The sequence below is a fragment of the Pedococcus sp. NPDC057267 genome (assembly GCF_042668795.1).
Classification (GTDB): Bacteria; Actinomycetota; Actinomycetes; order Actinomycetales; family Dermatophilaceae; genus Pedococcus.
On the sequence record NZ_JBHUYG010000105.1, the window covers coordinates 1 to 14,360 of the forward strand.

Consider the following 14,360-nt stretch of genomic DNA (forward strand, 5'->3'; position numbering starts at 1 on the left):
TCCCATTCCGAACCCGGAAGCTAAGCCCTTCAGCGCCGATGGTACTGCACTGGTGACGGTGTGGGAGAGTAGGACGCAGCCGAACATACTTTGTCGAAAGGGCCACCCAACACGGGTGGCCCTTTTGCATGTCCGCGGCCGGTCCCGGCGACGCCGGCGACCCGGTGGCGGAGACCCGCCCACGACACGTCCGACGACACGCCGAGGACCGTCACCGCCCTGGCTTAGGATCGTCCCGATGTCCCCGCAGAACGCCTCCAGCACCGACTCGTTCGTCCACCTGCACGTGCACACCGAGTACTCGATGCTCGACGGTGCCGCCCGCATCGGGGACCTGTTCAACCGCGCCGCCGAGATGGGGATGCCGGCGCTGGCGACCACCGACCACGGGTACGTTTTCGGCGCCTACGAGTTCTGGAAGAAGGCGCAGGGGACCGGCGTGAAGCCGATCATCGGCGTCGAGGCGTACGTGACCCCCGGGACCCACCGCACCGACAAGACGCGCGTGCGCTGGGGCGAGGAGCACCAGGCCGGCGACGACGTGTCCGGCTCCGGCGCGTACACCCACATGATCCTGTTGGCGCGCAACAACAACGGGCTGCACAACCTGTTCCGGATGGACTCCGTGGCGAGCCTGGACCAGGTCTACGCCAAGTGGCCGCGCGTCGACCGCGAGCTGCTCAGCCAGTACTCCGGCGGCCTCATCGGCACCACCGGCTGCCCCTCGGGTGAGATCCAGACCCGGCTGCGGCTCGGGCAGTACCGCGAGGCACTCCAGGCCGCGAGCGACATGCGCGACATCATCGGCAAGGAGTTCTACTTCTGCGAACTCATGGACCACGGGCTCGACATCGAGCGCCGTGTGCAGAAGGACCTGCTGCGCCTGGCCCGTGAGCTCGACCTGCCCCTGGTGGCGACCAACGACCTGCACTACACCAGCCCCGAGGACGCCAAGGCGCACTCGGCCCTGCTGTGCGTGCAGTCGGGCTCGACCCTCATGGACCCGAACCGGTTCAAGTTCGACGCCGACGACTTCTACCTCAAGAGCCCGGCCGAGATGCGTCACACCTGGCGCGAGCTGCCTGAGGCCTGCGACAACACGCTGCTCATCGCCGAGATGTGCGACATCTCCTTCACCGAGGGCGAGGGGCGGTTCATGCCCCGTTTCCCCTGCCCGCCCGGGGAGAACGAGGAGAGCTGGTTCGTCAAGGAGGTCGAGTCCGGCCTGCGCGAGCGCTTCCCCGGCGGCGTCCCCGAGTACGCCACGAAGCAGGCGGCCTTCGAGACCGAGGTCATCGTCTCCAAGGGGTATGCCGGCTACTTCCTCGTCGTCGCCGACTTCATCAACTGGGCCAAGCGCAACGGCATCCGCGTCGGTCCGGGCCGTGGGTCCGGTGCCGGGTCCATGTGCGCGTACGCCATGCGGATCACCGACCTCGACCCGATCCCGCACGGCCTGATCTTCGAGCGGTTCCTCAACCCCGAGCGCATGTCGATGCCCGACTTCGACGTCGACTTCGACGAGCGCCGGCGCGGCGAGGTCATCAAGTATGTGACCGAGAAGTACGGCGCCGAGCGCGTCGCCCAGATCGTCACGTACGGCACCATCAAGGCCAAGCAGGCCGTCAAGGACGCCGCCCGGGTCATGGGGCACCCGTTCTCGGTGGGGGAGCAGCTCACCAAGGCGATGCCGCCGGACGTGATGGGCAAGGGCGTCCCGCTCTCGGAGATCTACAACAAGGAGCACAAGCGCTACGGGGAGGGCGTCGAGTTCCGCGCCCTCGTCGACTCCGAACCGCACCTGCAGGAGGTCGTCGACACCGCTAAGGGGCTCGAGGGGCTGAAGCGCCAGTGGGGCGTCCACGCCGCCGGCGTCATCATGTCCAGCGAGCCGCTGATCGACGTCATCCCGATCATGCGCCGCCTGCAGGACGGCCAGGTCATCACCCAGTTCGACTACCCGAGCTGCGAGTCGCTCGGCCTGGTCAAGATGGACTTCCTCGGGCTGCGCAACCTCACCATCCTCGACGACGCGATCGAGAACGTGAAGGCCAACCGCGGCGAGGACATCGACCTCGACGCCCTGTCCAAGGACATGACCGACAAGGCCACCTACCAGCTGCTCCAGCGCGGCGACACCCTCGGCGTCTTCCAGCTCGACGGCGGCGGCATGCGCACGCTGCTCAAGCTGATGCAGCCGGACAACTTCGAGGACATCTCCGCGGCCCTCGCGCTCTACCGCCCCGGCCCCATGGGGGTGAACGCCCACACGAACTTCGCACTGCGCAAGAACGGCAAGCAGGCGCTGACACCCCTCGACCCCCAGCTCGAGGGCAAGCTCCAGCAGGAGATGATCGACGCCCTCGACCCCATCCTGCGCACCACCTACGGCCTGGTCATCTACCAGGAGCAGGTCATGGAGATCGCCCAGAAGCTCGCGGGCTACACCCTCGGCAACGCCGACCTGCTCCGCCGCGCCATGGGCAAGAAGAAGAAGGAGGTGCTCGACGCCGAGTACGTCCCCTTCTCCGAGGGCATGAAGGCCAACGGGTTCAACGAGGCCTCCATCGCGGCCCTGTGGGGCGTCCTGGTCCCGTTCTCGGACTACGCGTTCAACAAGGCGCACACCGCGGCATACGGGCTGGTGTCGTACTGGACCGCGTACCTCAAGGCGAACTACCCGGCCGAGTACATGGCCGCGCTGCTCACCAGCGTCGGCGACGACAAGGACAAGTCCGCCCTCTACCTCGGCGAGTGCCGGCGCATGGGCATCAAGGTGCTCCCGCCCGACGTCAACGACTCCGTCGCACGGTTCGCGGCCGTCGGCACCGACATCCGCTTCGGCCTTCAGGCCATCCGGAACGTCGGGCACAACGTCGTCGAGGCGATCGTGCAGGCGCGCGAGGAGAAGGGCCGGTTCACCTCGTTCAAGGACTTCCTGTCCAAGTGCCCGGCCGTGGTCTGCAACAAGCGGACCATCGAGTCGCTCATCAAGGCCGGGGCGTTCGACGGGCTCGCCGAGACCCGGCAGGGGCTGCTGCGGGTGCACGAGGCGTACGTCGACAACTTCGTCGACATCAAGCGCCAGGAGGCGATCGGGCAGGACAGCCTGTTCGGCGGCTTCGGCGACGACGACTCGGGCACCTCGGTCGACTTCTCGGTGCTGCCGCCCATCCCCGGCGTGGAGTGGGACAAGAAGACGCTGCTCGGGTTCGAGCGCGAGATGCTCGGACTCTACGTCTCCGACCACCCCCTGTTCGGCATCGAGCACGTGCTGTCCTCGCACGCCGACACCTCGATCGCCAGCCTGACGGGCGAGGACGGCAAGCCCGAGGGGGCGACGGTCACCATCGCCGGCCTCATCACCGGTCTGTCGGTCAAGCGGACCAAGAAGGGTGACCTCTGGGCCATCGTCACCGTCGAGGACCTCGAGGGTGCGATCGAGTGCCTGTTCTTCCCGTCCGCGTACGAGACGGTGCGGCACGCCCTGGTCCACGACGCGGTGGTCGTGGTCAAGGGGCGGGTCAACCGGCGCGACGACACCCCGTCGATCTACGCCTCCGACCTCACGCTGCCCGACATCTCCGAGGGCCCACGCGGGCCGGTGGTCGTGACCATCGACACCAACAGGGCCACCCAGACCAAGGTCGAGGAGCTCAAGGCGGTCCTGTCCTCGCACCCCGGCTCGACCGAGGTGCACGTCCGGCTGAGCCAGCCAGGGCGGTCGGTGCTGATGCGGCTCGAGGACACCTACCGGGTCAACGCCACCGACGCCCTCTTCGGCGACCTCAAGGTGATCCTGGGGCCACGCTGCCTCGCCGGGTGAGCCGACTCCCGGCGCGGTGATCTCCTAGGGTGGCCCCGTGAGCAGCACCCCCGAGGCACCCCGCGCCCCGCGCCGGGAGAGCACCCGAGAGCACCACGGCGACGTCGTCGTCGACCCCTACGCCTGGCTGAGCGACAAGGACGACGCGCAGGTGCGCGCGCACCTCGAGGCCGAGAACGCCTACGCCGAGGCGATGACCGCCTCGCTCGAGCCGCTGCGCGAGGCCATCTTCGAGGAGATCCGCTCGCGCACCCAGGAGACCGACCTGTCGGTGCCGGTCGCGAGCGGGCCGTGGTGGTACTACACGCGCAGCTTCGAGGGGTCGCAGTACTCCGTGGAGTGCCGCTCACCCCGGGTCGACGGGCAGCCGCGTCCGTCGCTCGACGCCCAGGAGCCGGTGCCGGGGGAGCAGGTGCTGCTCGACGGCAACGCCGAGGCCAAGGGCCACGACTTCTTCTCGCTGGGTGCGCTCACCGTGAGCCCCGACCACCGGCGGCTGGCGTATGCCGTCGACACCGAGGGCGACGAGCGGTTCGCCCTGCGCATCAAGGACCTGCAGACCGGCGAGGTGCTCGACGACGCCGTGTCCGGCATCGGGTACGGCGTGGTCTTCTCCCTCGACGGGAGGTTCGTGTTCTACCTGCGCGTCGACGAGCAGTGGCGGCCGCACCAGGTCTGGCGCCACGAGGTGGGCACGCCCACCGCGCAGGACGTCCTGGTCCTGCAGGAGGACGACGAGCGCTTCTGGATGGGACTGGGGTCCTCCCGCGACGACCGCTGGCTGATGATCGGCCTGGGGTCGAAGACCACCTCCGAGGTGCACCTGCTCGACGCGGCAGACCCGCTCGGGGAGTTCCGCGTGGTGGCGCCGCGCCAGGAAGGCGTGGAGTACGACGTGGAGCCCGCCGCCGACCGGCTGCTCATCGTCCACAACGCCCACTCGATCGACTCCGACCTGGCGTGGGCCCCGCTCGACGCGACCTCCGCCGACCAGTGGCAGCCGCTGATGCGCTCAGGCGAGGGCGAGCGGTTCCAGGGCGTCGAGGCGTTCGACGACGTGGCGGTGCTGTCGCTGCGACGCAACGGGCTGACCGCCCTGCGGGTGCTCGACCGCGACCCGTCCAGCGAGACCGGCTTCGGCACTTGGCACGACATCGAGCTCGACGAGCCCGTCCACCACGTGTGGCTGGGCGACAACCCCGAGCCCGCGACCCGGACGCTGCAGGTGGGCTTCGAGTCGCTCGTCACGCCCAAGACGGTCTACGACTACGACGTCCGGACCCGCGAGCTGACCCTGCTCAAGCGGCAACCGGTCCTCGGCGGCTACGACCCGTCGGCCTACGAGCAGCGGCGTGAGTGGGCCGTTGCCCCCGACGGCACCCGCGTGCCCATCTCCGTCGTGCACCGCGCCGGCGCCGTCCCGGACGGGTCGCACCCGGGGCTGGTCACGGCATACGGCTCCTACGAGCTGTCCTCGGACCCGTACTTCTCCGTGGCCCGGCTGTCCCTGCTCGAGCGGGGTTTCGTCTACGCCATCGCGCACGTCCGTGGCGGCGGCGAGATGGGGCGCGCGTGGTACGACGAGGGCAAGCTCGGGTCCAAGAAGAACACCTTCACCGACTTCGTGGCCTGCGCGCGGCACCTCGTCGAGACGGGCTGGGTCGCACCCGACCGCCTTGTCGCAGAAGGTGGTTCGGCCGGTGGCCTGCTCATCGGTGCGGCTGTCAACCTGGCGCCCGAGCTGTTCCGGGCCGTGCACGCGGCGGTGCCGTTCGTCGATGCCCTCACCACGATCCTCGACCCGACCCTGCCCCTGACGGTCGTGGAGTGGGAGGAGTGGGGCAACCCGCTGCACGACCCCGAGGTGTACGCGTACATGAAGTCCTACTCCCCGTACGAGAACGTGCGGCGCGCGGCGTACCCGGCGGTGCTGGCGACCACGTCCCTGAACGACACCCGGGTGTACTTCACCGAGCCGGCGAAGTGGGTCGCCCGGCTGCGGGAGGAGACCACCAGCGACCCCGTGGAACGGCCCGTGCTGCTGCGCACCGAGATGACGGCGGGGCACGGGGGCAAGAGCGGCCGGTACGACAGCTGGCGCCAGGTGGCGTGGGAGTGGGCGTTCCTCGCCGACCAGGCCGGGGCGCGTGACCGCGTGGTGGACGCGCCGGCGCAAAATCCAGCGTAAGCCGTGCGTTTCACGTGCGGGGTCCTACGCTGGGGTTGCGGTGCCGGATGGACGTCGACGTGATCGTGGATGGGACTGTTCGTGAGTGAGGGATCGGCGTTCGCCGTGCGGAGCCTGGTGACCCGGCTGGACCGGGACCGGACCCCGCTGGGCGCCCGCGAGGAGTGGCCCACACGACTCGCCGCCGCCTGGGACCTCGTCGTGAGCTGCCCGGTGCCGATGGCCCTGCTGTGCGGTCCGTCGTTCTCCCTGCTCTACAACGACGCGTTCGGCGAGCTGCTCGGTGACCGCCACCCGTCCGCGTTCGGCCAGCCCGCGGCCGACGTCGCCCCCGAGGTGTGGGGCGACCTGCTCGTGGGGCCCGAGTTCGAGGGTGTGCTCCGGGACGGGTCGTCCTTCCGGCAGGACGGCGCCCAGCTCGACCTGCCGTGGCGGTCCGACGAACCGGGGACGGGCTACTTCATGCGCGCCGGTTCGCCCGTGCACGACGAGGACGGGTCGGTGCTCGCGGTCCTGCACGTGGCGATCGAGACCACGTCGGCCATCGGCCGTGCCAGGGCAGTCGCTCGGCTCGCCACCTCGCTCGCCGTGGCCGTCACGGTCGACGACGTGTGCAAGGTGGTCCTGCGCCAGAGCATGGCCGCGTTCGACGCGCTCTCTGCGACGGTGTGCCTGCCGTCCCCGGGTCCCACGGGCTGGCGAATGGCGCGACGGCACCGCATCGAGAACCTGTCGCCGGACGAGGAGCGGCTCCCGCTGATCTGGTCCGAGGTCGGGGAGGACGTCCTCGAGCTCGTGCAGCGGACGGCCCAGGAGGGCGGCACGTACGTCAGCGAGCAGGGCGAGCACGTCGCCATCACCCTGCCGGGCGGGGACATCGAGGCCGTGCTCACCCTGAGCCGCGAGTCGTCCGGGGTCCCGCAGGACGTGCTCGCCGTGGTGTCGCCGTTCCGCGAGCTCGTCGGCGAGGCCCTGCGCCGGGCAGTGGTGTACGACATGGAGCGGACCACCGCGGAGCTGCTCCAGCGGACCCTCCTGCCCCCCAACCTGCCGCAGCCGGACGAGGTGAGCATCGCCGCCCGGTACGAGCCCGTGTCCGAGGGCACGGTGGCCGGCGGCGACTTCTACGACTCGTTCTTCCTCCCCGACGGCCGCCTGGCCCTCGTCATAGGCGACGTGGCCGGGCGCGGGGTGATGGCCGCGACCGTGATGGGCCAGGTGCGCGCCGCGATCCGTGGTGCCGCGCTCACCGACTCGCGCCCCGCCGCCGTGATGCAGGCCCTGGACCGCGTCGTCACGGACCTCAACGCGTTGTGGCCCGCCTCGCTGCCCCTGGGCTCGAGCGGAGCCCGACCCGGGCTGTCGTTCGGGGGCGAGCTGTTCGTGACGATGCTCTTCGGCACCATCGACCCGTCGTCCGGTGACGTGGTGCTCGCGAGTGCGGGACACCCCCTGCCCGCCCTGCTGTCGGGACGGCTGTCCCGCGCCGACGGGCTGCCCCGGGCCCGGCTGTTGTCGATGCCGGTGGGGCCACCGCTGGGGATCGAGGGCGACCGGCCCGTCCACCGCCTGCGGCTCGACGTCGGCGACATCCTCCTGGGCTTCACCGACGGTCTCATCGAGCGCCGCGGTGAGGCGCTCGACGCGGGGGAGAGCCGTCTGCTCGCCGTCCTCGGGGAGGTCCCGCCGGGCAGCCCGCGCAGCGTGGCACAGCACGTCATCGACGCCATGATCGAGACGTCCGGCCAGGAGGACGACTGCGCCGTCCTCGCGGTCGGGCGCTCGCCGGCAGGGCACCGACGGGCGTCCGTCGTCGTGCCACCGCTGCCCGAGTCGGTGCGCGCTGCGCGCGACTGGGCGCGGGACAACCTCAGTTCGTGGGGTGTCAGCGAGGGCGACCAGCACACCGTCGTCACGGGGATCTCCGAGCTGATCACCAACTCGGTGCTGCACGCGGGCACGGAGTCGCACCTGAGCATGGACATGGAGCCGGGTCTGCTCACGGTCACCGTCGCGGACAGCGGCAACCGAGGCGAGCCGCTCCTGACCGGCGGGGACCCGATGGCGGTGCGCGGGCGGGGGCTGTCCCTCGTGCGCGCCATCAGCGACGCCTTCGGCGCGCACCGCACGTCGGCGGGGACCACCGTGTGGTTCGAGGTGACGGTCGAGTCCGCCAGCATGCCGACGACGGTGCGCCTGGCATGAGGTGGCGAGGGCAGGTGAGCAGGGGCAGCGGCGCGCGCGACCGCCCGGCCGGGCACCTCCGCACGGGCAGGGGACAGGTCCCCCGAACGGTCGGCAGCGGCGGACCAACGGAGGACCCGGCAGGTCCCGACGTGCGGGCGAACGCCTCCTGCGGGACCGTAGGGGACGTACGAGGCGAACGACGTCGACCCCTACGAGAGGACGGTCCGGGCACCATGTGGCAGCGCATCCTCGACCGCATCGCGCCGGTCATGGAGGAGGACCTCTCCGAGCTGGACCGACGTGACGGTGTCGGCGGCCAGGTGGCCGACAGCCGGTCCGCTGGCCGCCCGGTGCGCAGCGAGACCAGCCGCCGCTGAGTCCAGGCGCCGCTGAGTCCAGGCGCCGCTGAGGACGGATGGACCGCTGGCCCCTGACGCGTCATGCGGGGGGCCGTTGTCGTTCGTTGAGGGTCCGGTTCGGTCGGTTTGCGCGCGTCTGGCCCGAACGTGCGCAAGGATGGGGCATGCCACCGAGGCGCCCGGACCTCGCGCGCGGGGCGCACCCGTCGCGGACGGGCGTGCTGCGTCGCCCCGCGTCGCCCGGGGGCCGGGCTCCCGTGCGCGCGCGCTGGCTGGCGGCCCTGTTGCTGGTGCTGGTCGGAATCGTGGCGCTCGGGAGCGTCGCCGTGCGCTTCGCCCCCGCCGGGTCGTCGGTGGCTGTCTGGTGGCCGGCGGCCGGTCTCGCGGCTGCCTTCCTGCTCGCCACCGGACCCGACAGCCGTCGCGCCGGGCTGGTGGTCCTGGGCGTGTTCGTCGCCACCACGCTGGCCAACTGGTACGGCGGACGCCCACCCCTCGCGGCAGTCTGCTTCGGTGTCGCCAACGCAGCCGAGTCCGCGGTGTTCTGGGCGGTCATGGCGGGCGGTGGCCGGCGACCGAGGCTCGGGTCCCTCGATGACCTGGGCCGGCTGCTGCTCGCCACCGTGGCGGGTGCTGCCACCTTCGGTCTCCTGGCGGGCGCGGCCGTCGAGCTGACCCTGGCAGGGACGTTCCTGCCGACGGCATACGCCGTGGCGGCCTCGCACGCGGCCGCGGTGCTGGTCATCGCGCCGCTCGGGGTCGTCGTTCGCTCGCGGCACACCCAACGCCCCCACCTCGAGGACGTGCTGCAGTGGCTGGTCCTGCTCCTGGTCACGCTCGCGATCTTCGGCACGACCGGCGCAGTGCCGCTGTCGTTCCTCCCACTGCCCGTGCTGGTGTGGGGGGCCACCCGGCTGCACCTGCGAACCGTGGCGGCCCAGCTGCTGGTCGTGAGCGTGGTCGTCATCGTCCTCACCAACCGGGGGGACGGGCCGTTCGCGACGGCGGCCCGCCAGAGCGGCTACGAGCCGGAGACGGTGGGGGCGCTGACCCAGGCGTTCCTCGTGACCGCCGCCGTCACGACCCTTGCCCTGGCCGTCTCCACCGTGCAGCGCAGGTCGGCCGTGGCGGCCCTGCGCAGGGAGGCGCAGTTCGCGTCCGTGGTCCTCGACAGCGTGACGAGCTCGATCGTCGTCGTCGGCCCCGACGGACGCGTCGAGCGGGTGAACTCGATGGCCGCGCGGTACCTGGGGCGCCCCGAGGCCGATGTGGTGGGGGTCCCGGTCGAGGAGGTGTTCCCGACCGACCTCGCGGGGGGTGCCGCGCTCCCCGGCGCCGACGGCGCCGAGGCAGCCCCACGCGAGCAGGACTGGGACGTCGAGGGCCTCGGGGTGCGCCGGATGGTCTGGTCGCGGGGCTTCCTGACCGACGAGGACGGCAGGCGCACGCACGAGGTCCGCACCGGTACCGACGTCACCGAGGAGCTCGCGTCGCGGCTGTTCATCGAGACCGTGCTCGACTCGGCTGCCGCCACGGCAATCATCGGCACCGACCGGGACGGTCTCGTCACCCTGTTCAACGCGGGTGCGACGAACCTGCTCGGTCGTGCCGCGGAGGCGTGGTCGGCACGCTCAACTGGGTCGAGCTGCACGACCCGGGTGAGGTGGCGCAGGCCGCGCGGGAGCAGGGCATCGAGCCCGGCCCCGAGGTCATCGTGCACGAGGTGCTGCGCACGGGTGAGAGCCGCAACCGCGACTGGACCTGGCTCACGAGTGACGGACGGCGCATCGTCGTGGACCACACCACGAGCCGGATCGTCGACCCCTCGGGCCAGGTCACCGGTTTCCTCACCGTGGCGGAGGACGTCACGCAGCGGCGCGAGGCGGACCTGGCCACCGCGCAGGCGCTCGCCCGGGAGCGGGAGGCGGTGGAGGAGCTGACCGCGCTCGACCGCACCAAGACCGACTTCCTCTCCGCGGTGAGCCACGAGCTGCGGACCCCCCTGGCGAGCGTCCTGGGTTACACCGAGCTGCTCGAGGACGGCGGGGCGGGGCCGCTGTCGCCCCGGCAGCGGGAGGTCGTCTCGAGGATCGACCGCAACGGCCGCAGGCTGCTGGCCCTCATCGAGGACCTGCTCGTCAACTCGCGCATCGAGGCCGGGCAGCTTGACCTCGCTCGCGTGCCCTGCGACCTCGTGCCCGTCGTGGAGGGCGTGTGGGAGGCGGCCGTCGTACAGGCGCAGCACCGTGACCTGGACCTGCGGCTCGACCTCCCCGAGGGACCCGTCGTCGTCGAGGGCGACCCCGCCGGCCTCGAGCGGGTGGTCGCCAACCTGCTCTCGAATGCCGTCAAGTTCACCCCCGACGGCGGGCGAGTCGAGCTCGTGCTGTCGGTGGAGGCACAGGTCGACGTCGAGGTCCCGGGCAGCGGGTCACCTCCCGAGGAGGTCGCCCCTACGGCGCGGATCACCGTCCGCGACAACGGGATCGGCATCCCCCGAGGGGACCACGGGCAGGTGTTCCGCCGGTTCTACCGCTCCACCGCCGCGACCGACCGCGCCGTGCCGGGGGCCGGGCTCGGCCTGTCCATCGTCAAGGCCGTCGTCGACGGCCTCGGTGGCACGGTCGCTGTGCAGTCGAAGGAGGGCGACGGCTCGACGTTCACGGTCCGGCTGCCCCTGGCACGGCCCACCGGGCACGCCGGCTGACGGCGTCCACCTCGCCCGGCGGCGAGCCGCGTCGACGAGCGCGCCGGCGACCCGCGTCGACGAGCGCGCCGGCGACCCGCGTCGACGAACCCGCCCCCCGAGCGCAGGTCTACGATTCCGGCATGACCCGTCGAGCGGACGTCGCCCTCGTCACCGGCACCTCCAGCGGGATGGGGTTGCACACCGCCGTCGGCCTCGCGCGGGCCGGCCTGACCGTGGTCGCGACGATGCGGGACACGGCCAAGGACGCCGAGCTGCGCCGGGCCGCCGCGGAGGCCGGGGTCGAGCTGGACGTGCGAGCCCTCGACGTCACCGACCCACACCAGGCCGACGCAGCGGTGGCGGCAGTGGTCGCGGACCACGGCGGCATCGACGTCCTGGTCAACAACGCCGGGCGGGGTGCGGTGGCCACCCTGGAGCAGCTCACCGACGAGCAGCTCCAGGACCAGCTCGACGTGAACTACCTCGGCGTCGCGCGCCTGACGCGCCTCGTGCTGCCGGGGATGCGCGCGGCAGGGCGTGGGCGCGTGGTCACGGTGACGAGCGTCGGGGGAGCGGTGGGGCAGCCGTTCGCGGACGCCTACTGCGGGGCCAAGTTCGCCGTGGAGGGGCTCATGCAGTCGCTCGCACCCGTGGCCGCCTCCTTCGGCGTCGTCGTCAGCGTCGTGGAGCCGGGCGCGGTGGCGAGCGAGTTCACGGCCAACGTGCACCGGGCCGACGCCGGCGCCTCCGACGACGACCCGTATGCCGGGCTGCTCGCGGCCTACCTGCGGCGCACCGCGGGCGCCTTCGACAACGCCCAGACGTCGCAGCAGGCGGCCGAGGTGATCGTCGAGGCGGCGACGACCGACCAGCCGAGGTTCCGGTGGCAGACGTCCGCCCAGGCGGAGCAGTTCGTCGGCCTGTCGCTCGCGGACCTCGACGGCGCCCGCGTGGTCGGGACGACCTCGACCTGGATCGCCTGAGGCTCCCCGGCCGACCTGCGGCGGGACCTCCCCGTGGGCCGGTCAAGGGCGACGGGACCGCGAGCCGCCCCAGCGCGTGGCGCCGCACCGGAGAGGCGGGGGCGTCCCCCTCAGGCGGTGGGTGCGGCCGGGGCCGTCGCGACGGCCCGGGCGTGCCGCACCCACGTGTCGACCCGCGCCCACATGTTCTCGACCCAGACCTGGGCGGCCTCCTGCGTGCGTGGCACGCGGTCGGCGTCGGTCACCCACCAGCTCACCCGCATCGGCCGGTCGTGGACGGGGATCGCCCGCCACATCTGCCCCGGGTTGACCAGCGTGTCGAGGCCCGCATGGGCGACGACGACGACATCGGTGTCGTCGCGCGCGGTGAGGCAGGCCACCGCGCCGCCGGGGCGCGGTGGCAGCACGGCGGGGTGCTCGGCCGCGCGCCGTGCCCGTCGCGACTCGCCCCGGCGGAACAGCCGTCGGACGGCCCGACGGTGCCGTCTCGGGGTCCAGTTGCCGCCTTCGGGGAAGATGAGCAGCGCCTCCCGCGCAGTGAGCGACTGCGCCAGGCGGCGCACAGCCTCCGTGCGGTCCTCGCCGGCACCGGAGCGCGAGGGCAGGAAGTAGCAGTCGAGCCGGTTGAGCAGGACGTCGAGTCCCGGGTCGAGCTGGAGGACCTCCTTGAGGACCACCTTGGGACGACGCCCCAGCTGTTCGAGGAGCAGGTGGACGAGGGCGAAGGAGTCGCCGGGTCCGGCGTGCCGTGCCAGGACGACGAGCGGTCGTCCGCGGTCCTGCGTCGCGGCGGGGTTCTCCAGCTCGAGGTGGAAGCCCACCGTCGACTCGCTCCGGGCGAGCAGGCAGCGCAGGGCCCAGCCGAGAACGGTGGCGTGCCGCTGCCGCCAGGTGTCGAGGTCGCGGCGGGGGAGGGGCGAGCAGAGCCACAGCCACCAGCACGCCACGAGGATGGACACGTCGACCCAGACGTAGGTCAGCGCCAGGGCCGACAGGCGCAGCAGCCGGCGCTGCCCGGGCGTGAGGGCCGCGAGCCCCCCGACGACCAGCCCCAAGAGCAGGGGGACGGTGAGCAGGACGGCCCCGGGCAGCCACAACGGGTTGGCCACCCGGCGCAGCGCCACCGGGGGCACACGCAGGGTCACGACCGGCCTCCGGCGTTGGGTTCGGGAAGGCGCGCGCCCAGGTAGTCGCGCGCCGCGGCATACGCTCCCTCGATGCGCTCGCGCACCATGTCCGAGCCGCGGTATCGCAGCGAGAACGACGGCGAGGAGTCCACGCCGGTCGGGAGCACGTGCACCGCGACGGACGCGGGGACCGACGCGAGCTCCTCGTTGAAGCGGTGGCGCCTCGCGATCTCGAACGCGACCACGCCCACCTCCCAGGCCCGGCGTGGTGCCTCGAGCGGGTGCTCGATCCGACCCACCTGCAGCACGTAGACCTCCCGGGCGCCGAGGGACAGCGCGCGGGCGATGGGGATGGAGTGCACGAGGCCGCCGTCGAGGTAGTGGCCGCCGTCGATCGTCACCGCGGGCAGCAGGCCGGGGACCGCGCACGACGCCAGCACCGCATCCACCAGTGGGCCGGAGTCGAACCAGTGGGCCGATGCCGTCTCGATCCGCGCCGCGACGCACTCGAAGTGCACCGGCAGCTCCTCGATCCCGCAGTCGGGCAGGTGCTCCGCCAGCAGGTCCCGCAGTGCGTCCCCGGAATGCAGGTGGGTCCCGAGCCGCGCCACTCGCGCCGCCCGACGCCACCACGACTCCGTGAACACCCCCGCGCGCGTCGCCTCCGTCCACAGGTGGGTGAGCCGGTCCACCGCAGCGCGCGTCGGGTCCGCCGCGACGAGGGCGCCGTTGATGGCGCCGACGCTGGTACCCACCACGAGGTCCGGGACGACCCCCGCCTCCAGCAGGGCGCGCAGCATCCCCACCTCGCTCGCGCCGAGGATCCCACCACCACCGAGCACCAGCGCCACCGGTCCGCGCGCGTGGTCCATGCGCGCAGCGTATGCCGCATGGCCGGAACCCGCTGACCGGCGCGCCTTTCCGGCAGTCGGAGCCGGCGCCGGGGCGTCAGGCCCAGGTGGGCCGGGGTACGACCGAGCCCCTGCCGGAGGGTTCCGGCA

8 protein-coding genes, 1 rRNA gene and 1 pseudogene are annotated in these 14,360 nt (G+C 72.1%); 8 read left to right on the top strand and 2 right to left on the bottom strand.

The window, feature by feature from the left end; all coding sequences use genetic code 11:
* From rrf to ACFUC1_RS17710, 8 genes and pseudogenes are all read left to right on the top strand, one after another.
* Positions 1-85 (top strand): 5S ribosomal RNA (rrf, locus tag ACFUC1_RS17675); the annotation flags it as partial.
* Positions 86-238: 153 nt separating this feature from the next.
* Entirely contained in the window at positions 239-3,826 is a 3,588-nt protein-coding gene (dnaE, locus tag ACFUC1_RS17680) for a DNA polymerase III subunit alpha (protein WP_379122145.1), read from the top strand.
* 37 nt (positions 3,827-3,863) lie between these two features.
* Positions 3,864-6,014, top strand: coding sequence for a S9 family peptidase (locus ACFUC1_RS17685; RefSeq protein WP_379122147.1), 2,151 nt, complete (start codon positions 3,864-3,866; stop codon positions 6,012-6,014).
* Positions 6,015-6,095: 81 nt separating this feature from the next.
* Positions 6,096-8,219 carry a SpoIIE family protein phosphatase gene (locus ACFUC1_RS17690; protein WP_379122149.1) on the top strand — a complete coding sequence of 708 codons (2,124 nt, stop codon included), beginning with the start codon at positions 6,096-6,098 and terminating at the stop codon, positions 8,217-8,219.
* Positions 8,220-8,434: 215 nt separating this feature from the next.
* A complete protein-coding gene (locus ACFUC1_RS17695) occupies positions 8,435-8,578 on the top strand; it encodes a hypothetical protein (protein WP_379122151.1) in 144 nt (47 codons plus the stop codon).
* 146 nt (positions 8,579-8,724) lie between these two features.
* Positions 8,725-10,029, top strand: a pseudogene (locus ACFUC1_RS17700) (MASE1 domain-containing protein); the annotation flags it as partial.
* Positions 10,030-10,283: 254 nt separating this feature from the next.
* A complete protein-coding gene (locus ACFUC1_RS17705) occupies positions 10,284-11,267 on the top strand; it encodes a sensor histidine kinase (RefSeq protein ID WP_379122152.1) in 984 nt (327 codons plus the stop codon).
* Between the two features lie 122 nt (positions 11,268-11,389).
* Positions 11,390-12,232, top strand: coding sequence for an SDR family NAD(P)-dependent oxidoreductase (locus ACFUC1_RS17710; protein WP_379122154.1), 843 nt, complete (start codon positions 11,390-11,392; stop codon positions 12,230-12,232).
* Positions 12,233-12,342: 110 nt separating this feature from the next.
* On the opposite strand, the gene ACFUC1_RS17715 is transcribed toward ACFUC1_RS17710, so the two are convergent.
* Positions 12,343-13,377, bottom strand: coding sequence for a 1-acyl-sn-glycerol-3-phosphate acyltransferase (locus ACFUC1_RS17715; protein ID WP_379122156.1), 1,035 nt, complete (start codon positions 13,375-13,377; stop codon positions 12,343-12,345).
* Complete coding sequence (locus ACFUC1_RS17720; protein ID WP_379122158.1) at positions 13,374-14,231, bottom strand: patatin-like phospholipase family protein; 858 nt, start codon at positions 14,229-14,231, stop codon at positions 13,374-13,376. The genes ACFUC1_RS17715 and ACFUC1_RS17720 overlap by 4 nt, the downstream gene beginning before the upstream one ends.
* Positions 14,232-14,360 lie beyond the last annotated feature (129 nt).